Source organism: Pseudoalteromonas sp. NZS100_1, assembly GCF_015864285.1.
In the GTDB taxonomy this organism is placed as follows: domain Bacteria; phylum Pseudomonadota; class Gammaproteobacteria; order Enterobacterales; family Alteromonadaceae; genus Pseudoalteromonas; species Pseudoalteromonas arctica.
In genome coordinates this window covers 53,228-73,886 of sequence record NZ_JADYXN010000020.1, presented here as the reverse complement: position 1 = coordinate 73,886, position 20,659 = coordinate 53,228, and the positions used below count along the sequence as shown (strand labels likewise).

The window sequence follows — 20,659 nt, the reverse complement described above, 5'->3', positions numbered from 1 at the left end:
ACTGCCCACTTTTAAAAATACCAAAGAATAGCTCACGTCCACTATTTTATGGTATCAAGCTGGGTTCATTTGTTTTATAACAATCTCTGCAGCTTTAAGGCTAAATAATATTTAAGTATGCGCCGTTTGCCATGCTGAGTGAATTCTCATTACAGAGCAAGCGATTAGCTTTTTACAGGCTAAAGCTTTACGTATTGCTCCTTGGCCTGTTGTAAGTGTATTTGTAGAACAACACAAAGACGTTATTGCACTTGATGAACAACTTCGTTTAGTCGACTACATTAAAAGCATTCGTGAGCAATCTCTTAAAGATATGATCCCTGAAGACTTACTTGCGTTTAGCGGTAAGCACATGGCATCACTTGATCCAAGCACATACAACTTTGACGTTGAATGGTTTGCATCTACAAAGAGTGCAAAGAGCTTCCATCAGATGCTTGGAGATTTACCAGGTGCTTTTGACGACGCACTAGCAAATATTCCACTTGAAGGTGATATAACTCAATATGAGTATCAACAATTTGTTGCTGCTTATTCAAAAATATTCACCGACAACAACGAAAAACCAACACTTGCGCCTGCAACTCGTTTGCTTGCAATGCGTCGTCCTGATTTATTTACTCCGATTACAAATAATCGATTAGATGCTTTATGTGGTGCCCTTGGTGTTTCTAAACTTAAAAATAGTGATTTTGAGCGTTACTGGCAAGATATCGTAAAAGGTATTCAAGCTATGTCATGGTACAAAATGGCTAAACCGAGTAATGAGTTAGAAGAACAATTAGTTGCTATTAAAGCGCTAATCCCATGTTTCTTTCACTATGCTGATGCTAAAACACCAGATAACTCTAACTACATTAAACTGCTAAGCAAGCCTAAACGTACTACAACTACAACAGGTAAAACTCAGCGTAGAGGTAAAGAGTCTGCAGAAATTTTAGTAGACCGTGCCCTTGCTGCTGACGATATTCCTGAACATATTCGCAGTAAACGCGATTCAATTGTGAGTGAAGTTCAAAAAGGTCGCAGTGTAAACGAAACAATTAGCCTTATGCGTACTATATTCGGTTAAACCTTCTAATTTAGCCGTACTTTCATGGTGCGGCTGGGTTAATTTATGCACCACCAACGTGCGCAACATCTTCCTTCATGTTATACCCCTTCCCTATTCATAAAATGCAAGCTCATGTTTTTTAATATATAAAAATAATTTTTAGTAAAAATAATGAAGCTGGCACATACAGTGCAATTATCCCGTTAGTTAAACAATAAAAAGCCGTCAGCCTAAAGGTTCCGATTACATAATAAAAACCTTGGCGAGCAAAAATCATATAACGGGAAATGGACATGCTAAAACTAAAAAAAACCATCGCTATAAGTGCTATAGCATTAATGGGCGCAACATCTTTAACGTCAACAGCCGTACATGCTGAAGTAACTGCTAATGCAGCGGCAACATCAAACTACTTATGGCGTGGTCAAGAGCAAACTGGGGGCGATGCAGCTATTTCAGGCGGTATTGATTATGCCAATGAATCGGGCTTTTATGCAGGTACTTGGGCTTCAAATGCATCGTGGGCAGATGAAATGACCTATGAGCTTGACTTATATGCAGGCTTTGGTGGCGATATTAACGAAAGTGTTAGCTACGATGTTGGTTATATTTATTACGCTTACCCAGACGCAGCTTCTGAAGCAGACGCAGATTTCTCTGAAATTTACGGTAGCATCAGTGTTGAAGGCTTTACCTTTGGTGCTTCTGTATTAGCAACATCAGCTGCAAGTGGTGATGGTACAGACTTTGGTGATTCACTTTACCTGACAGCTGACTACGGTTTTGCTGTTGGCAGTAACGGCACTGAAATGGCACTTCACTTAGGCCATTACTCTGGTGATTTTATTGGCGATGATAATATCTTAGATTACGGTGTATCAATTTCGAAAGACGGTTTTACTTTTGGTTTGTCTGATACAGATATGGATGATTCAGATATTAAAGCTTACGTTGCTTATTCTGTAGACTTTAATTTATAAGAAAGAATGTGTTACTTGCTGCAACACGAAGGGCCTTTTGGCCCTTTTCTCGTTTTATAGCTGTTTTGCCTTAAATGGTACCTTATTACATTGTACTTCTACTGTTTTAGGGTACCAAGCTGGGCCGATTTGATTCACAACCACCTCAGCTAAACCATTAGTAAACGATTTATACGTATGAGCGCTTTGCCATTCACCTTGTGGGCAATGTGTTGTTAAATCTAACGGCTCTGATCCCTCGTACAACGCAAGTGCAAAATTATGATGCCACTGTGAGCTTTTTAGCGTTTTATTGCTTACTTTGCTTTGTGCTCCGTTATCAAAGTAAATATTTGTACATCCCGTTAAAATAATCAGTGTGCAACCGGCTGCAAGTAGCTTGATACTCATAATGTTTCCCCTATTACTTGCTCTTGGCACCACACTTTAATGGTATGGGGCGAGTATATTCCAAGCGTAATTAAACTCAGCGCTCCATCACTAAACGTTTGTTGTGACTGCATTTGAATAACCGGTGTATTTGAACATATTTGTTTTACGTCTACGCGTTGCTCGCCTACCAATCCCCAAAAGTAAAATGAGCGACTATCTTCGTAATTAGCTTGGCTCGTTATTTTTGCTGTTGCCTGTGGCTGAATGGTTACCGCAGAACAAGCACTCAGGCTTAATGCTATCGCCCCTATAATTAATGGTTTCATACTCTTTCTTATAAACTAAATACCAGTAAGGTAACTTTATAAGAGAACATAAAATATTAGCGTAAAAAGCTGTGGGGAATATGTAGAAACGCTATGAAGTTTTATACAGTTTATTACACATAAAGGCCGCATAAATGCGGCCTTTAAATTAGTCAGTTTAAGTGGTTAGTAGATAGACCTTAAAATTTAGCTAGGTTATTTTTACTGTCCTTGTCGACTAGCTTAATGTAAGGATCAACCCCCGCAAATAGTGGCTTTTCTTTTACTTTAAGCTCAATAGTATTAGTACCTGATACTATTTGGTGCTTTTGAGAGTAAATAACAAAATCTTCAGCTAGTAGGTTTTCAGGGTCATCGCTAAACAATGCAATATCAATTAGCTCATCGAGCGGCTGTTCAGTTTCTTCACCTTGGCCATCCGCACGCTGTTTAACGGCTTCTACGCTAAGTGTTACAGTATAAAATCCTTCGCTATCAACGCTATCTGTAACTGACACATCTTTCATCTCAAGCTCATATAAGGTGATATATTTAAACTGATCGTCAATAAAACTTTGCTCTGCTTGTGTTGCGTCTTGTTTTAAATAGCTAAGTAAATCAAGTGTTGTTGGGTATGGTGTTGATTGGTACTGAAACTCATTTAAAAATGCTTTGAGTGCATCATTTAACCGTTTTTCACCTAAACGATCATAAATCGCCATCATTACCACAGATCCTTTATTGTAATGAAGATATTGTTGAGACTGCGTTTTATATAGTGGCATTTCTTCAAAGGCTTCCCCTGTACGCCCTATTAAGTACCTATCAAGCTCATATTTTAAAAACTTACGTAGCTTCTCTGCGCCAAAGCGTTTTTCAAGCACCATAAGCGCACTGTATTGTGAAAGCGTTTCTGACATAACTGCGCTCCCCTCAACATTTGCTCCCGACACTTGATGCCCCCACCACTGGTGCGCTACTTCATGTGCGGTAACATAGTAAGGGTAGTCAACTTTACTCTCATCTCTTAAGTCTGTAATAAACCCCATGCTTTCTGAGTAAGGGACTGTATTGGCAAAACTTTGTGCAAACGAGCGATACTTAGGAAATTCAATTATACGTAGCTGCTTATGCTGATACGGCCCAAATGCTTGTGTAAAGTAATCTATCGAGTCTTGTACCGACTCAATCATGCGGTCAACATTCCATGCATGATTTTTGTGGTAATACACCTCAATATTTACCCCATTATGCTCAACCTTTTTACTTTCAAGTTCAGCCGAAAGCACCGCATAAAAGTTTAAAATAGGCGCATCCATTTCATAAACAAAAGTGCGGCGCCCGTCTTTTACACTTTCACTTTGTAAATACCCTGGGGTAATAGCAAATTGCGACTCGTCGGTTGTTACCGTTGCCTTAAAGTTAATAAACCCATTAGCTGCACCAAAATCACTTTGAGTATAGTACTGACTGTCTTCTAGCTTATGGGCACGTTCAAGTTCTGGTAAATCATGCTTACGGCGTTCAAATTTATCAGCTACCTGTAAACCACGGCTATAACCAAAGCTAGGAAGGAGTTCCAAGTTATTAATAAAAGTGCCATTGGCAACTAATTGTGTATCAGAGTCTTTATCAGTAAAGGCTGTATGATCACGAGTAACCGACAGTTGCCCTTCTCTTATTTCGTTTGGCATAAGCGGCTGCTCAAACTCAAACCATGCTGAATAAAGCGCTGGTAATTTTTCAACTATCTTACCGCCTGCCATAGCTACATCCCAACTTTTAGCGTGTTGAGGTGAGCTTATTAACACTCGCGTAATTGGCTCGTTAGAGGTATTAGTAAATTTAATTTTTGCCACAGCACTTAAAGCACGCTTTTTTGGATAAATATCAACAGTTAAGTCAACATCGGTCACCATAGGTACTGCTAAGTCTTTGTATTGTGCAAACTGCTGTTCATAACTTATTTGCTTGTCTTGAAACTCATCGCTCGTAGTAAACTCATTCAAAACTCGCGTGTTGTTATAAATATTGTAGCCTGCACCAACAAACACTAGTGCACTAATAACCGCAATCGCTTGCCCTTTTAACGACATATTATAACGAAGCATAGACAGGCGTGTGCGCAGCGTTTGTGAAGGACCACGGTGCCATAACGCAAACCCAACAATCGCTAAAACAAGACTTAACGCGCCCCAATATAATGTGTACCAATGCGCAGCTTGTAAGAAATGTCCATAACCATTTATATCAGAATACGGTACGCTACTGCTTTGCGAAAAATGATACATATGATGCTCAAACCCATAAGAACCCATTACTTTTTGCGCTATGTAATACAAAATAAACAAACCCATTCCTACATATTTATTCGGGCTAATAATCTGTAAAAAGAAGGCGAGTACTGTCAGCATAATCAACGGTAAAATCGATAAATAAACAATCCTAAATAAATACTGTCCTAGCTCTAAATTAAATTGACCTTTAAATAACTGAACTGTAATTGTGAGTATCATTCCCACGAGGAACAACCCAGAAACAGCGGCGATTAAAGCCAGTATTTTTGACACCCAAAAAACACTGTTATGTACAGGAAAGCTGTCAACAATATCGCCCATGCCACTTTGTCGCTCTCGCCACACAAGCTCAGCACTATAAAAAGCGATAATAACAAACAAAAATAAACCAGAAATACCGCTAATAATATTGACCATATTCTGAGTTAAAGGCCAGTTAGTAGTGCCATAAGCACCAATAGGCGCAAACAGAGGGATCATAAGCGTTACAATGCTTACACCCGCTAAAATCATAAAAGGAGCACTAAATATAACTTGTTTAAGTTCGAATATACTGCGTATTATTAGCTGAGATTTAGTACTAATCCCCGCTGATTTATAATTTTTAGCACTATTGATAAGTGCAGCTTGTTTATTTTGTACAAAAGCAGAGACTTTAAATTGCTTCTTCTGTTTTTTAGTTACTATGCGGTTGCTTAGCTTTCCAAGGCCAAAAAACATTGCAACACTGATTGCCACCCACAATATACGGTTAACTAAAAGGTCACCTGTGAGCGTTAGCACTTCTGTGTTTTTATCATTTACAGTCCAATAACGTGTTAAATCAATTAACGAACCTGAACCAAATGGGTCGGCGTAAACAACAATATTTCTAAATGCTAAATCATCAAAGTAAACGCCGGCAATTTGATAGGCTATAAAAATCACAACAGCTGCTACATACACCGACATCATGGTTTTAAAATAGACCGCTACACTATTAAAAATAGCCGAAAGCACAAGTAAACTTGGCACTGCTAAATAAAGATAAGGCGCAGCGTAGTACATTAGCTTATTAGGACCAATCAATTCGCCATCGAGCCAGCCAACTAATAAACCAAATTGCGACCCTAAAAACACACCCAATGGCACGCTTAAAAACACAATAAGTACAACTAAGTAAGAACCAAAAAAACGCCCTGCTTGATAAGGCACAGGATTAACAGGCTTACTAAATACCAGCTCATCCATTTTGCTTTCACTGTTGCGAATAGCAGAGCTGGCAACAAAGTTAACCACTAAAAACATAGCGAGTGTACAAAATGTAACGGTTAAAAGCATAATCGAGAACGGCGAGTTCATATGAACATTCGCCCCACCTAGCGGAAACTTACTACTGGAGCTTATAAAAAACGCCATAAAAAAGAAGATTAATGAGGTCACATAAAACGAAGGTTGGCGCATAAAATAGCGCAGCTCAAACGCAAGCATATTAAAAAACATAACGCCTCCTTATGCTACTTCGCTGTTACGATGATTAAGCAGTGTAGAAAAATACACATCTTCTAAATTTGCATTACTTGCTTCAAACCCTTGTGGAGCCTGCTCTGCTATTACATGTAAAATTGTTTTCCCTGCAAATAAGCGCTTAGAAATAACCGGTAATTGCGGCTCAAGTTCTTGCGCTTCTTCTTGGCTCATGGCTTTGCGCCAAATTTGTCCTTGGAGCTTATCGGTAAGCGCTATTGGGTTACCTTCCAGTAAAATCTTACCGCCAGCCAACACCGCCATATTTGGGCAAAGCTCTGCAACATCTTCAACAATATGGGTCGATAATATAACTACTTTTTGCTCGCCTAAGCTTACTAATAAGTTATGGAAACGATTACGCTCTTCAGGATCTAGCCCCGCTGTTGGCTCATCAACGATTAGTAAATCAGGGTCGCCTAGTAAGGCTTGTGCAATACCAAAACGCTGGCGCATACCGCCCGAAAAGCCACTTACCGCTTTTGAGCGATGTTGATATAAATTAGTGTGCGCAAGTAACCCTTCAACCGACTCTTTACGCTCCGCTTTATTATGAATACCCTTTAAAACAGCCATATGGTCCAGTAAGTCGTAAGCACTAACACGCGGGTACACACCAAAATCTTGTGGTAAGTAACCTAAGCGTTGGCGCAGTGCCTGTGGGTCTTTAAATACATCAATGCCATCAAAAGTAATTGAACCTGAATCAGCCGACTGTAGTGTTGCAATGGTACGCATAAGCGATGATTTACCTGCGCCATTTGGCCCAAGCAATCCAAACATCCCTTTACCGATAGATAAATCAACACCTTGTAGTGCATGTACGCCGTTATCGTAGGTTTTAGATAACCCAGTTATTGATAGCATTTTTACTTCCTTGAATATGAGTAATTATTTTTATGATGTTTTATACCACAAGAAAAACAGGAACATAAGTTACTTACTGGTTAAATTTGTAACAACAAATAAACATAATTTAAACTCATAACACTTGCCTACGCTTTATTCACTCGGTATAAAAACCACATATACTTTTTATAAGAAGCGAAAAGCCATGCAAGATCACCAAAGTCAGCCATTAAACGACTTTATAGAATACCCACACGACGAAATGCTAAATCGCGCTAACGAGTTTTTAATCACTAGCCAACGTCGCCATAGCATTCGCAGCTTTAGCGATCGCCCAGTACCAAAAAATATTATTGAAGCATGTATAAAAGCAGCAGGTACAGCACCCAGTGGAGCGAATCATCAGCCTTGGCATTTTGTTGCTATAAATAGTAGCGATGTAAAAAAGCAAATAAGAGAAGCCGCCGAAAAGCTAGAACGTTCTTTTTATGAAGGGCGAGCAGGTGAAGAATGGTTAGATGCGCTAAAACCGTTAGGTACCGACGCCAATAAACCTTATTTAGAGCATGCACCTTGGCTTATAGCTGTATTTAGTCAAAAAAAGGGCGGCGTAAGCACTGATGATAAAAATACGAATTATTATGTGCATGAGTCTGTTGGCTTAGCTACCGGCTTTTTAATTCAAGCTTTGCACCGTTCAGGTTTGGCAACCCTTACTCATACTCCAAAACCAATGAGCTTTTTAACCGACATATGTGGCCGAGATAGGGATAACGAGCGCCCGTATATGTTACTTATTGCAGGCTACCCAAGTGAAGATGCCACAATACCGGCTCATGCACTGGATAAAAAATCTATCGATGAAATAGCTACGTTTATTTGAGATGATCTTTAACCGCAAACTTATCGCTTGGGTTAAACCTTGCGATAATATGCTGTTATGTATTTGTAGTTTCGTCTAAGCATAGTGGCTGTTTTCGTACGAAATCTATTTAAGTACAAATGCTGCAAAAAATTAATAGCACAAAAACAATACAATAGAGCTGAGGTTATTCTAACCTGCTTTCGCTGCGCTACTCACGCCACTAAAAATCGTTAGTCTTTACAAAATAAGTTATATAGCGTGCCAAGTAATTGCACTGCGTTATCGTCAATTATACGATAATAAATAGTTTGGCTTTCACGGCGAGTGGCAACAACATTCGCTTTTCGTAGTGCAGCTAAATGCTGAGAAAGTGCCGATTGTGCTAAAGGTACGGCTTCATTTAGTTGCGATACACTCATTTCTTTATCTTGCAAAGAGCATAAAATCATTAAGCGATTTTTATTCGCTAAAATTTTTAATAACTGCTCTGCCTGCGCCACATTCCCAGCCATTGCAATAAAGTCGATATTCATAGCATGCTCTTATTATAAAAAGTGATTGGAGTATAAATATATGCATTGTTAATGTCTAACATTAGAATTTACTAATATAGAAAAAACGAATATAGTAAATAAAACACTAAATAAAATTGAATAGCTCATTTTTTAATTGCGGGACTCATAATTGCCGTATTTGTATAGCTGCAATATTTTGATCCTAGATGAATATGGCTTACTGTTTTTATTACACTAAACTCAATTCAATCTGCTATTAGTTGTTTGTATTTGATGATCACACAATTACGCAAACGTAACCTTAAGGAATAAAAAAGCATGCTTACATCAATCCCTGATTTACTTAAAATTATCACACCTAACCAGCGCCGTATTGACGCAGCACAAGCAAAGCTCGAGCTTGAACAAAATAAAGGCTTACTTATTGATGTGCGCGAACCAGCAGAACACGCAACAAATGCAGCTGTTGGAGCAATAAATATTCCGCGCGGGTTACTCGAAATGAAGTTGATGGAAATAGAAAAAGATGCAACACGCCCAATTTACTTACACTGTGCCAGTGGTGCACGTGCAACCCTTGGTGCAGAAGCGCTAACACGTGTTGGTTATGAAAACGTTAGTGTTATTACCTGTGATGCAAGCCAAATATGTAGCGTGTTTTAAGCATCTACTTAAGTGCTTGCAGTTATGCACCTAACAAAGGTAGGTGTTTAACGCTGTGATAAGTCAGTGCTAATTTAATACACGCTTTAAGTGGGTACTCTGGTAATGGCTTTTCACTATTTAACACTATTGCTCTATTTCCTTCAAAAGTGAGATTATGAGAATATAATTCTCTAAATGTAATTACGAGCTTTGATTGGCAATGAAAAAACAAATAACATGATGATCCTTTAAAGCCAATGCGAATGGGGCTGCCATTTATTGTGCTATAGCTTGGCTCTCCCCACTTTATTGACTCCTCCACAGCTCCCAAGTTTTGCTCTTGTGCTACGGTATAAATTAGCTCCCGTAATTTTATAAGCGTACTTTTAGTTATCTGAGGATAATTATTAAATATATTTTCAATATCCGTAGTCACAAAAACATCCTTATAAGCAAGATATTGGCTGTATTTAAAAATAAGTTACTTTTGCTGCCTTTCATCAAGTAAAACAAGTAGCATCTGCTCAATATTTTTAACACTATAAGTAAGTGCTCTCAGTAGCTCTTTCTCACTTTGTTCTGTCGCCTGCTGCGAAGTTTTACCTTGATTAGCCAATACATCTTTTTGCTCAAGTATCGCTTCTCTAAACTCACTCGCATTAACTACACCAAGCAAAGACACTAAAGCCCCATTTCCTGACTGCCCTGCCGTTTCAAAGCTTAAACGATATAACCCAAACAGTCGCATTAACGGCCCTTGGCTTAATCCAACATCAGTTATTTTTTCAAGCGGAATAGATTTTTCTTCTTTAAATAATATGCCACGTTTAACTACCAATTTTTGTGGTAATAAGTCAGCCGACATAGCTGCGAGTATTCGCCCGCCCACCAGCCATACGATAAGTAAAATGATAGGTATAAGCGGTATAGTAACAAGAGCCAACATTGCAAATAGCGAGGTAGTAACCATCCAATATTGTTTTACCTTGTAATCGAATGAAGCACTTTTTAAAATATGTTTTGTCATTGTTTTAATCCTTTATCTATATAACTACAAATACACTCTGTAAACTTCAATAATCTCTACTCAATCTTACAAACTAATAACGACTTTTATAGCAAGGGCAATAAACACAACACCCAGTATTTTATCAAGCCATGGGTTTTGCTTAGTAAAACCAAAGCGATTTTTTGAAACCTCAGTAAGTACTGCAACTAGCAAATACCAACCTGTATCAATTATAAACACGGTTAAGCACATAATAATGCCAATGCTTAAAGTGAGATTTTGCGGGTCTATAAACTGCGAAAACAACGCTAAAAAGAAAATGGCTAATTTAGGGTTTAAAAATGCAATGGCGAATCCATCTTGCAGCGCTTTAGTTGCACTTACCTCGCTTTTTTGTACTTGCAGTTCGTCATTATTGGGTTTTGCTAATAGTATTTTTAAACCTAAATAGGCTAAATATCCAGCACCCAAATATACAAGCACTTGGTATACCGTTGGAAATTGAGCCATCAATGTCCCCAAACCAAGTAACGAAGCGGCCGCATAAAGCCCAACACCCACGCCATGGCTAAGTGCAGCAAGCATACCGTTTTTCATTCCGCCACTCATTGTATGCTTTAGTACAACTGCAAGGCTTGGGCCTGGCGACATTGCACCCATCATGCATACAAGTACTAAACTAAACCATGCTGCTAATGTCATTTTTGTCCTTATAGTTCATCGTTTTCTATTAATAATATATAGGCCGTTATTTGGCCTTATTACTTTCCAACCTTCTTGATTTTAGCGGTATATGCTCTCATTTAAATCATTTACATCAATGTCGTTACTAAAAACCACGCTTTTTAAATTCTACTATTTTTTGCATTGTTTGTTATCCACTTTATAAGCTGTATTCAAAATCGTAATAGTGAATGCCCTGCTCAACACGTATTTTCATGCTGCCAGTTAATCCTTCTAGCTCATTAGTGCCTGAGTCGGGGATTACATTTAAAATTAGGCTGTCTTGGCCTTTATCCATAGTGCCAAAATGCTGCAATACAAAACTGCCTTTTTTGCCGTCAAGCTCACCTATCACTTGCTCTATGGCAACATAACCGGCACTACCTTGCGTAGGGGTCATAGCGCTTAGCATTTCGCCTTGGCTGGTAGCATTAAGCGCACCAGTAAAAGTTTTATCAATCGACATGCGTCCTAAGTTAATGCCTTGCTGACCTTTGGTATAACCTTCAATAGGCGCTAAAGCCACTGTAAATTCACCGCTTATTATTTTTGTTGTCATAGCTATTCCTTATTGATGATATTTAATACTATTGATTTTTAATCCGATGATGCCATATCTATACCTTAACCTTTAAAAAGAATCCACTATGTCAAAAAACACATCTACATCCGAAAAAGCCGCCTTTAGCAGCTTATTACCTGTTTTTACTTTTATTAAACCGTATAAATGGATGGTAGTCGCCGCGCTAGCTGCGTTATTAGTTACTGCGGGTGTTAACTTGTCACTGGGCCAAGGTGTTAAATTTGTTATTGATCATGGATTTATTGCAGGCTCCAAAGAGCAATTACAACAAGCTGTACTTGTACTCATTGGTTTAATCAGCTTATTAGCAGTAGGCACTTTTAGCCGTTTTTATTTAATGTCGTGGATTGGTGAACGAGTAAGTAACGATATTCGAAAAGCCGTGTTTAATCGTATTGTTACGCTACACCCTAGCTACTTTGAAGAAAACCGCAGTGGCGAGCTTATGTCGCGTTTAACCACCGACACCACATTACTGCAATCAATTATTGGTTCATCCTTTTCTATGGCGCTGCGCAGTGTACTTATGTTGATTGGTGGACTTGCTATGTTGTTGTTTACTAATTTAAAACTCACTTTAGTGGTTGTAGCCTGTGTACCACTGGTACTTATTCCTATGATGATATTTGGTCGCAAGGTACGTAAACTAGCAAGCTCTAGCCAAGATGCCATTGCCGACATAAGTACCTATGCCGGAGAAATCATACAAAATATTAAAGTAGTGCAAAGCTATAGCCATGAAGAACAAGAGCAGCATGCCTTTGCACTTGAGACCGAAAAAGCCTTTAACGTAGCTAAAAAACGCATTAAACAGCGTTCGTTTTTAATAGCCGTAGTGATTTTTTTAACCTTTAGTGCCATTAGCGCTATGTTATGGGTAGGTGGCAGTGACGTACTTGCAGGTACCATGACCGGCGGCGAGCTAGGCGCATTTGTGTTTTACGCTATTATGGTTGCAATGTCGGTGGCAACCGTTGCTGAAGTATATGGCGAGCTACAACGCGCAGCAGGCGCGGCGGCAAGATTACTTGAGTTACTTGCTGTTAAAAGTGAAATAGAAAACCCGCTAAACCCACAAGATAGTAATTTACTGCAAGAAAGTAGCAGCCCTGCTATTACGCTTGAAAATATAAGCTTTAACTATCCCTCTCGCCCAGACGTAAGCGCACTTAATAAAATAAACCTAAATATAAATCAAGGCCAAACGGTGGCTATTGTTGGCCCTTCTGGCGCAGGTAAAACAACGTTATTTGAATTACTACAACGCTTCTACGATCCAGCTAGCGGAGCCATTAAATTTAAAGATGTAAACATTAAAGATTTATCGCTTAATACTCTGCGCAATAAAATGGGCATGGTAGCGCAAAATCCTATTTTATTTAGCTCCGATGTAATGCATAACATTCGTTATGGCAACCCAAGTGCAACCGACGAGCAAGTATATGCCGCAGCAAAGTATGCGCATGCCGATGAATTTATCAAACAGTTACCGCAAGGTTATAACAGCTTTTTAGGTGAGCAGGGTGTGAGGTTATCGGGTGGGCAGAAGCAGCGTATTGTGCTTGCACGTGCCATATTAAAAGACCCTGAAATACTTCTTCTTGATGAAGCCACCAGCGCGCTGGATGCGCAAAGCGAACACCATGTACAAGCTGCACTTGAGCATTTAATGCAAAACAGAACAACATTAATTATTGCCCATAGGCTGGCAACGGTTAAACATGCCGATGTAATTGTAGTGATGGAAAATGGGGAGGTTATAGCAACGGGTACTCACCAAGAGTTGTTAGTAAGTAACCCGCTGTATCAAAAACTGTGTGAATTACAGTTTAATAAAGACTAATTATTCTTCGGTATTTGGCACTATCTGAATTTCTACGCGACGGTTTTGAGCACGGCCATTTGCACTATCATTAGTTGCAATTGGGCGTGTTTCGCCATAGCCCATAGTGCTAACACGTGTAGCCATAATTTGTTGGTTCACTAAGTAGTTTTTAACGCTTTGAGCGCGTTCACGCGATAGGTTCATGTTGAAGCTATCTTTACCCGTACTGTCAGTATGCCCTTGCACACTAAGGTAGGTTTTTTCGTACTTGTTCATTACTTTAGCAATCGCATCTAACGTATCGTTAAAGCCTGATGAAATATAAGACTGAGCAGTCGCAAACGTAATGTTTGATGGCATTACTAAACGTAAGTTGTCACCTTCACGCACTACTTCAACACCTGAACCCGCTAACTCATCACGAAATGCTTCTTCTTGCTTATCCATGTAGTCGCCAACAGCAGCGCCCGCCAGTGCACCAATAGCTGCACCAATAAAAATACGTTTATCTTTATGATTACCCGTAGCCTTACCTAATACACCTCCGGCTGCGGCGCCTATAGCGGCTCCTTTACCTGTGTTATTCATTTCACAACCAGAAAGTAATACAGCTACTACGGTTACGCTTAAAAGTGATTTAGTTAAAGTCATGGTGATACCCTATTCATTAAGAATTTAGCAAGAGTATGCAAATACATGTATGAACAAACTATGAAGAGAGTGTTAAAAGCAACGCATCTTGCTTGATTGTTAAACAGACCTCAAACTAATGTGTCATTTTAATAAAAATGTCATACTACGCTGTGACAATTTAATGAATTTTACAAAGGATATTGGCGCAATGTTAATTGCTATTTTTAGACAGTTTTTTTTACTAGGGTGTATGAGCTTTGGCGGCCCTGCTGCGCATTTAGGTTATTTTAAACGCCACTTTGTAGACTCGTTAAATTGGTTAACTAACACGCGTTACGCACAACTTATTAGTTTAAGCCAAGCGCTGCCGGGGCCTGGCTCTAGCCAAGTTAGTTTTGCTATTGGTGTTGAGCGTGCTGGAGTACTGGGTGGTATAGCTGCTTTTGTAGGTTTTACTCTGCCTTCGTTTTTAATAATGGTGCTGCTTGCGGTGAGTGCTCATCAGTTTGACGCTGTTTACTTTGCCATTATTGCAGGCTTAAAGTTATTTGCCGTTGTTATAGTTGCTGATGCAACACTTAGTATGGCTAAAAGCTTTTGTACAAGTGCTGCGCTTAAGTTACTTGCTGTAATGAGTACACTTGCTTTGGTGTTATTTCCAATGATGGGAACTCAAATCGCTATTTTAATAACCGCTGCAACAATAGGTGCTATATGGCCTTTATTAAAACTGGGTACAGCCACAGAAAATGTTAGCAGTACAAAAAGTAATATTAATTGGATTGCACTGGGGTTATTTGCGCTCTTACTTGGTGTGAGCTTTATTCCACTAGGACATGAGTTTGCTTTGTTTGCCCCTTTTTACCAGGCAGGTGCAATGGTGTTTGGCGGCGGACACGTAGTACTGCCGGTACTTCAAGCTGGCGTACCAGCATTGAGTGATGATCAGTTTTTAAGTGCTTACGCGAGTGCACAAGCAGTGCCTGGGCCTATGTTTACTATTGCTACTTACTTAGGCGCACAACTTACTACAGAACAACCTTTAGTGGGTGCTCTTATAGCTACACTGCTTATATTTATGCCTGGTTTTTTACTTATACTCGCATTCCAAAAGAGCTGGATTAACTTGGCAAGTAAGCCACGTTTTGCAAGCTCAATAGCGGCGCTTAATGCCGCGGTAGTAGGTTTTTTAGCGGCTGCACTGTATTCGCCAATTTGGACATCAGCGGTGCATAACCTTTGGCAAGTTGCGTTAGTAATAATTACATTTGCATGGCTGCGATTTAAAAAGCCACCTATTTGGTGGCTCTTAGCTTTATTTATTGCTGTGGGTCTTTTACAGCACTATTTGCCATCACTCTAAATGTTGGCTTATCTGTTTGTTGCTCGTTAGGTGGGCTTAATTGCCCACTTACACTTTGATACGCTCTAAGCCCAAACACGGGTAATACCGCAAGTAAATGGTCCATTATTTCGGCTTGTAAATGCTCGTACGAAATCCAGCGTTTGTCTTCACTAAAGCAATAAAACTCAATAGGTAAACCATGGTTTAGTGGTTGTAGCTCTCGTACCATTAACGTAAGCGACGTATTAATTTTACTGTGCTGTTTTAAATAGCCTTCAGCATAGCGACGAAATAACCCTAAATTAGAAACCTGAGCAGGTAATGTCGTCACTCGAATATAGTCGTGCAGCGGAATAGCCGCATCAATTTGTTTTCTAAACTCATCACCCACTAAACAAATACTGTGCATATCAATATTGAGTGAGCGTTTAATACGTCTACCGCCCGACTCTTGCATGCCGCGCCAGTTTTTAAATGAACCCGCTACCAGCATATAAGTTGGAATAGTTGTTATGGTGTTATCCCAGTTACGTACCTTTACAGTGTTTAAACCCAAATCAATTACTTCGCCATCGGCGCCGTAATTTTCTACTTGAATCCAATCACCATAGGTTACTAGGCGATTTGCTGCTATTTGAATACTGGCTACAAAGCCTAAAATAGTGTCTTTAAATACTAATAACGTAACGGCAGCAATAGCACCAAAGCCAGAGAGAATATAAGTAGGTGACTTCTCAAGAAAAATGCTCACAATTAAAATTGCACACACAATAAAGGTTATTAGCTTAACAACCTGAATTAAGCCCTGAATAGGGACTTCGCGTGCAAACTCTAACTGGTTATAAATAGTACCCGCAATGCTCACAATACTACTAAAAATAAAACCCGCATAAATAATAAGCAAAGCTTGTCCTATTGTTTTTAGTATTTCTCCTGCAATTTCATTAACTGGGTATACGCTATCAAACGTAGCTAAAAACAATACGCAGCACAGCATTCCGGCAATACGTTTATTTAGCTTATTAAGCATAGGAGAAAGCGCACCAATTCGCTCAGGAGAAAGCCTCGTCACTATTTTTTGAATGCCAGGTAACATTAATCTACGAGTAAATAAGTAAACAATTAATAAAGAAAATATCCCTATTGAGACTGCGGTAATTGAGCTAAGAAAATCCGCGTCGGGTACTTTTTCAAACCAAGGAGCAATTAATTCCTGAAGATGGGTGTTGGTCATAGTGTTTCAATTTCCTTACTGATTTGTGGTTCAGGTAAATCTTGTTGAGCATAAATGTCGGCAAGCTGCTGATCTTTAGCAACCCATAGCTCATTCACATAATGTTGAAAATTAACTTTAAATACGTCATCGCTTTGATAGCTGCCCTGCATATTGTCATTAATGGGCGTTACGTCTATTGAAACATAAATAGAATCTAGCTCACCTTTTAGCAAGTTACGACAAACGTGATCTGTCTTACCGCTGTATACTAAACTTGTATTAAGCATGGCATCAAATTGATCGGCTAATACTTCAAGCGCAAAAGCAATGCCACCCGCTTTGGGCTTTAATAAATGCTTAAAAGGACTTTGTTGCAGATTATGTTTGGCTGGCGTATAGCGTGTACCTTCAACAAAATTAATGATGGTAGTAGGATGATGACGAAAATTACGACAGCTACGCTTCGTGCGCTCTACATCCAACCCTTTCAACTTTGGATTTTTAGCAAGCTGCGCTTTGCTTACCCGTTTCATAAACGGCATACCCATAGCCCACGCACCAGTGCCAATAAAAGGCATGTACTTTAACCCGTCTTTTAAAAAGAACTTAGGGGCAGGCAATGCATGTAATGAGCTAAGTACAGTTATATCTAACCAACTCGCGTGGTTACAAATAAGTAAATACCAACTTTTTGAGTTTAAGTCGCCACTTATATCAACCACAATGTTAGGGCAACCTAACCAAAGCCCTAAACGGTTGCCGTTACACCAACCTCGGTAAGCGCTGTGTAATATAGAGTTAACCACAGGCAAAGGCAGTAATAACTTAATAAGGCCCAGTACAAATACTAGCGAGCCAAAAAGTATCATGTTAGAAAACAATACGCAGCCTACAATTAAGCCGTTAAGCCAATTTGGTAACCACTTTTTTAGCATAACTGTAAGCTCATATTTTTACCTTTTACTTATGGGTTTTTTCGAGCGATTGTAGTGTTTGCTCTTTGTTTTCCCATAAGCGGTTTAACTCGCTTTGAAAGCGAACTCTAAATTCAGAATCACCGGTGTAGTCACCAATAAGCTCTTCGCTTACCGGCCTTACTTCCACGTGTACGTTGATATTTTTTACCTTACCACCAGCAAAATCCATAAAAGTAGGAATACCATCTGGGTACTGAATGGTAACGTTAACCACTTTAGTAATTTGCTCGCCCATTGCTTGCATTACAAAAGCAATACCGCCCGCTTTTGGTTTTAATAAATGTGGGAACGGGCTATTTTGGCGCTCATGCTTTTGCGTAGTAAAACGAGTGCCTTCTACAAAGTTAACCACACTTACTGGCATCTCTTTAAATTTTTCGCAGGCTTTACGTGTGGTTTCTAAATCTTTGCCACGCAGCTTTGGATTCTTTTTTAATTGGCTTTTACTCGTGCGAGTCATAAACGGAAAATCAAGCGCCCACCAACATAAACCTAAAATAGGCACGTAAATAAGCTCTTTTTTCAAAAAGAAGTTTAAAAATGGAATTTTACGATTAAACACGCGCTGTAATACTAAAATATCGACCCAGCTTTGGTGATTTGCAATTACTAGGTACCAATCTTTTAGTTTAAGGTCTTCAAGGCCAGTTACATTAAGTTTAGTTGGCGTAAATAACGCTTGATTTAAGCTATTAAAGGTAACCCAAATAGTTGCAAATTGCTTAGCTGCCCAGCTCATAAGCTTTTGTAGAGGCTTAATAGGGATAAGCTTTATAAGCCCACAAACAAAAATAGGCACAAACCAAAAAAGTGTGTTTATTGTGTAAAAAATAATACTAAATACACTGCGAATAACTGACATTACTTCCATTCCTTTAAACATTGCGCAGCCACTAATACTGCGCTTTCAGTTGCTTACAAATTAATCTTCAAAATAGGTATAGCCTTCAAGGCCTGCATTAAGCTCAGCTAAATAACCTTCTTTACACTGCGTCGATACATCAAGTTTATTAACTTGGTACGCAAAGTTGTCAGCTAAAATGGCGCTATCATAGTCAACAAACTTTAATACATCCTTAACGCTATCACCTTTTATAGCATTGGTTAACACGTAGCCGTCGTCGTTAAGCTCTACGTGCACCGAATCAGTGTCACCAAATAGGTTATGTAAATCACCTAAAATCTCTTGATACGCGCCTACCATAAACATAGCAATGTGGTATTGCTCGCCATGCTTATATTCTGGTATTGGTAGGCTGGTTTCGATACCAGCGCCTTCAACGTATTCGCGAATTTGCCCGTCAGAATCGCAGGTAATATCTTGAATAATCGCGCGCTGAGTCAGTGGCTGAGTTAAGTTTTCGATTGGCATAACAGGAAACAACTGCTGAATACCCCATACATCAGGCAACGACTGAAATAATGAAAAGTTAACAAAGAGTTTATCAGCAAGCTTTTCGTTTAAATCGTCGAGCACTTCACGGTGCGCGCGCGCGTTATTACTAAGCGATGCACGTACACGATGTAAAATAGTAAAGTAAAGCTGCTCTATTTTCGCCCACTCTAGCATGCTTACTAAGCCATGCACGTACTGATCGTGCGCTTCGCTAAATAAGTGCATAGCGTCGTGATAAATCTCTAATGCCATACGCGGGTTTAAACGCTGTAAACACTGCCACATTTCATCAAGCACTAATGCGCTATTTTCAAGCGGTGGCTCTGGATTTAAATGATTAGGCGCTTTTTCTACGTCAATTACATCGGTAATTAATACCGCATGGTGAGCAGTTAAAGCACGCCCCGACTCGGTGATAATGGCCGGATGCGTAAGGTTATGCTGATCGCACACTTCTGCAAATGCATTCACTACGTTACGCGCATACTCTTCTACGGTGTAATTCATTGAACACGCACTACGCGAGCCAGAGCCCTCGTAATCAACGCCTAAGCCGCCGCCCACATCAACTGTATTTAACGGTACGTTTAATTGTGTAAGCTCAGCAAAGTGGCGTGCACATTCACGTAAAGCACGGTGAATATCACGAATGTTGGCAATTTGAGAACCAATATGAAAATGCACCATTTGCATTAAGTGCAGCTTATTATGCTTTTTAAGCACTTCAACAGCACTTAGTACTTGGCCTGCCGTTAAACCAAACTTGCCTTTTTCGCCGCCCGTGTTTTGCCACTTGCCTTTGCCTACTGAGTTTAGGCGAATGCGAATACCAATAGCCGGTTCAATGCCTAGGTTGTCTATTTCTTCAAGTAGTGTGGTCAGTTCTGAAAGCTTTTCTACCACAATTTTTACGCTGTGGCCCATTGCTTGACCAATACACGCTAGGCGTAAAAACTCACTGTCTTTATAGCCGTTACACACTATTGTGATTGGCTCTTTTGCTACACCCAAAATAGCCATAAGTTCTGGCTTTGAGCCTGCTTCTAGGCCAACAAGCCCGCTTGGATGCGCTAATAGTTTACTTACTACAGAACGTTGCTGATTTACTTTAATTGGGTAAACACAGGTGTATTTTCCGTTATATTCGCGATTTGCTCGCGCCTGCGTAAACGCGTTAGTAAGTGTGTCTACACGATTTTTTAAAATATCAGTAAAGCGTACTAAAACCGGCAACGTTAAACCTTGTTGCTTAAACTGCTCAGTTAATTGCGTTAAAGAAATGGCCGGTTTTGTTTGGTCGCCATCTGGGTAAGCCACCAGTTCGCCTTGTGCGTTAATATCAAAATAACCATCACTCCAATGAGCAACGTTATAAGTGGCGCGTGCTGTTTCTAAACCCCAGGTCATGGCAACTCTTCTTTAGTCAATTAGGTATAAAGGCGCATTTTAATACGTCACTATCCACTAGGCTAACAAAAATTGAACTTTCACTCACTCCTAACTAACTTTATTCGTCAAATCAGTTAAAATGTCATTGAGCAAAACGCCAAGCACTGGCAGAATT

General features: G+C 39.5%; 19 protein-coding genes and 1 pseudogene. 6 read left to right on the top strand and 14 right to left on the bottom strand.

All coding sequences use genetic code 11. The annotated features are described in order from the left end of the window. Positions 1 to 160: 160 nt before the first annotated feature. Positions 161 to 1,072 (top strand): annotated as a pseudogene (locus tag I6F66_RS13900) (hypothetical protein); the annotation flags it as partial. Between the two features lie 275 nt (positions 1,073 to 1,347). Continuing rightward, complete coding sequence (locus I6F66_RS13895; protein ID WP_024591363.1) at positions 1,348 to 2,034, top strand: TorF family putative porin; 687 nt, start codon at positions 1,348 to 1,350, stop codon at positions 2,032 to 2,034. Positions 2,035 to 2,088: 54 nt separating this feature from the next. Here the strand turns inward: I6F66_RS13895 and I6F66_RS13890 are convergent, their stop codons facing one another. The 4 genes from I6F66_RS13890 to I6F66_RS13875 form a co-directional block, all read right to left on the bottom strand. Next, positions 2,089 to 2,424 carry a hypothetical protein gene (locus I6F66_RS13890; RefSeq protein ID WP_165729094.1) on the bottom strand — a complete coding sequence of 112 codons (336 nt, stop codon included), beginning with the start codon at positions 2,422 to 2,424 and terminating at the stop codon, positions 2,089 to 2,091. After that, positions 2,421 to 2,732, bottom strand: a complete 312-nt coding sequence (locus tag I6F66_RS13885) for a Bor family protein (protein ID WP_165729093.1) — start codon at positions 2,730 to 2,732, stop codon at positions 2,421 to 2,423. Before I6F66_RS13885 ends, I6F66_RS13890 begins: the two co-directional genes overlap by 4 nt. A 179-nt stretch (positions 2,733 to 2,911) precedes the next feature. Further along, positions 2,912 to 6,490 carry a M1 family aminopeptidase gene (locus tag I6F66_RS13880; protein WP_197209377.1) on the bottom strand — a complete coding sequence of 1,193 codons (3,579 nt, stop codon included), beginning with the start codon at positions 6,488 to 6,490 and terminating at the stop codon, positions 2,912 to 2,914. Between the two features lie 9 nt (positions 6,491 to 6,499). After that, positions 6,500 to 7,381 (bottom strand): ABC transporter ATP-binding protein, encoded by an 882-nt coding sequence (locus tag I6F66_RS13875; RefSeq protein WP_165729091.1) that lies wholly within the window; start codon positions 7,379 to 7,381, stop codon positions 6,500 to 6,502. Between the two features lie 187 nt (positions 7,382 to 7,568). Here I6F66_RS13875 and I6F66_RS13870 point away from each other — a divergent pair, with 187 nt between their 5' ends. Beyond that, complete coding sequence (locus tag I6F66_RS13870; protein WP_165729090.1) at positions 7,569 to 8,246, top strand: nitroreductase family protein; 678 nt, start codon at positions 7,569 to 7,571, stop codon at positions 8,244 to 8,246. A 212-nt stretch (positions 8,247 to 8,458) separates the two neighbouring features. On the opposite strand, the gene I6F66_RS13865 is transcribed toward I6F66_RS13870, so the two are convergent. Further along, positions 8,459 to 8,761: a metalloregulator ArsR/SmtB family transcription factor gene (locus I6F66_RS13865; RefSeq protein ID WP_165729089.1), complete on the bottom strand. Its 303-nt coding sequence runs from the start codon at positions 8,759 to 8,761 to the stop codon at positions 8,459 to 8,461. Between the two features lie 300 nt (positions 8,762 to 9,061). Here I6F66_RS13865 and I6F66_RS13860 point away from each other — a divergent pair, with 300 nt between their 5' ends. Further along, positions 9,062 to 9,406 (top strand): rhodanese-like domain-containing protein, encoded by a 345-nt coding sequence (locus I6F66_RS13860; RefSeq protein WP_165729088.1) that lies wholly within the window; start codon positions 9,062 to 9,064, stop codon positions 9,404 to 9,406. 22 nt (positions 9,407 to 9,428) lie between these two features. Here I6F66_RS13860 and I6F66_RS13855 read toward each other — a convergent pair whose 3' ends face one another. From I6F66_RS13855 to I6F66_RS13840, 4 genes are all read right to left on the bottom strand, one after another. Continuing rightward, a complete protein-coding gene (locus I6F66_RS13855; protein ID WP_165729087.1) occupies positions 9,429 to 9,824 on the bottom strand; it encodes a DUF1801 domain-containing protein in 396 nt (131 codons plus the stop codon). A gap of 45 nt (positions 9,825 to 9,869) precedes the next feature. Next, positions 9,870 to 10,415, bottom strand: coding sequence for a PH domain-containing protein (locus I6F66_RS13850; RefSeq protein WP_165729086.1), 546 nt, complete (start codon positions 10,413 to 10,415; stop codon positions 9,870 to 9,872). 66 nt (positions 10,416 to 10,481) lie between these two features. Further along, complete coding sequence (locus I6F66_RS13845; protein WP_165729085.1) at positions 10,482 to 11,099, bottom strand: LysE family translocator; 618 nt, start codon at positions 11,097 to 11,099, stop codon at positions 10,482 to 10,484. 181 nt (positions 11,100 to 11,280) lie between these two features. Then, complete coding sequence (locus I6F66_RS13840; protein WP_165729084.1) at positions 11,281 to 11,679, bottom strand: DUF3224 domain-containing protein; 399 nt, start codon at positions 11,677 to 11,679, stop codon at positions 11,281 to 11,283. Positions 11,680 to 11,767: 88 nt separating this feature from the next. Between I6F66_RS13840 and I6F66_RS13835 the strand changes: the two genes are divergently transcribed. After that, the gene (locus tag I6F66_RS13835; RefSeq protein WP_197209376.1) at positions 11,768 to 13,546 is read left to right on the top strand and encodes an ABC transporter transmembrane domain-containing protein; all 1,779 of its coding nucleotides are present in this window, start codon (positions 11,768 to 11,770) and stop codon (positions 13,544 to 13,546) included. Here the strand turns inward: I6F66_RS13835 and I6F66_RS13830 are convergent, their stop codons facing one another. Further along, entirely contained in the window at positions 13,547 to 14,179 is a 633-nt protein-coding gene (locus I6F66_RS13830; protein ID WP_197209375.1) for an OmpA family protein, read from the bottom strand. Positions 14,180 to 14,369: 190 nt separating this feature from the next. Between I6F66_RS13830 and chrA the strand changes: the two genes are divergently transcribed. Then, a complete protein-coding gene (chrA, locus tag I6F66_RS13825) occupies positions 14,370 to 15,524 on the top strand; it encodes a chromate efflux transporter (RefSeq protein ID WP_010554934.1) in 1,155 nt (384 codons plus the stop codon). Here chrA and I6F66_RS13820 read toward each other — a convergent pair. Genes I6F66_RS13820 through speA form a run of 4 tightly spaced genes read right to left on the bottom strand, consistent with a single transcriptional unit; the run spans position 15,481 to position 20,502 of the window. Beyond that, on the bottom strand, positions 15,481 to 16,740 hold the full coding sequence (locus I6F66_RS13820) for a mechanosensitive ion channel family protein (RefSeq protein ID WP_024594278.1): 1,260 nt from the start codon (positions 16,738 to 16,740) through the stop codon (positions 15,481 to 15,483). The two genes, chrA and I6F66_RS13820, sit on opposite strands and share 44 nt — an antisense overlap. Then, positions 16,737 to 17,657 (bottom strand): acetyltransferase, encoded by a 921-nt coding sequence (locus tag I6F66_RS13815; RefSeq protein ID WP_024591377.1) that lies wholly within the window; start codon positions 17,655 to 17,657, stop codon positions 16,737 to 16,739. The genes I6F66_RS13820 and I6F66_RS13815 overlap by 4 nt, the downstream gene beginning before the upstream one ends. Before the next feature lie 25 nt (positions 17,658 to 17,682). Then, positions 17,683 to 18,561: an acyltransferase gene (locus I6F66_RS13810; protein WP_024594279.1), complete on the bottom strand. Its 879-nt coding sequence runs from the start codon at positions 18,559 to 18,561 to the stop codon at positions 17,683 to 17,685. A gap of 60 nt (positions 18,562 to 18,621) precedes the next feature. After that, on the bottom strand, positions 18,622 to 20,502 hold the full coding sequence (gene speA, locus I6F66_RS13805; protein ID WP_007584591.1) for a biosynthetic arginine decarboxylase: 1,881 nt from the start codon (positions 20,500 to 20,502) through the stop codon (positions 18,622 to 18,624). Positions 20,503 to 20,659 lie beyond the last annotated feature (157 nt).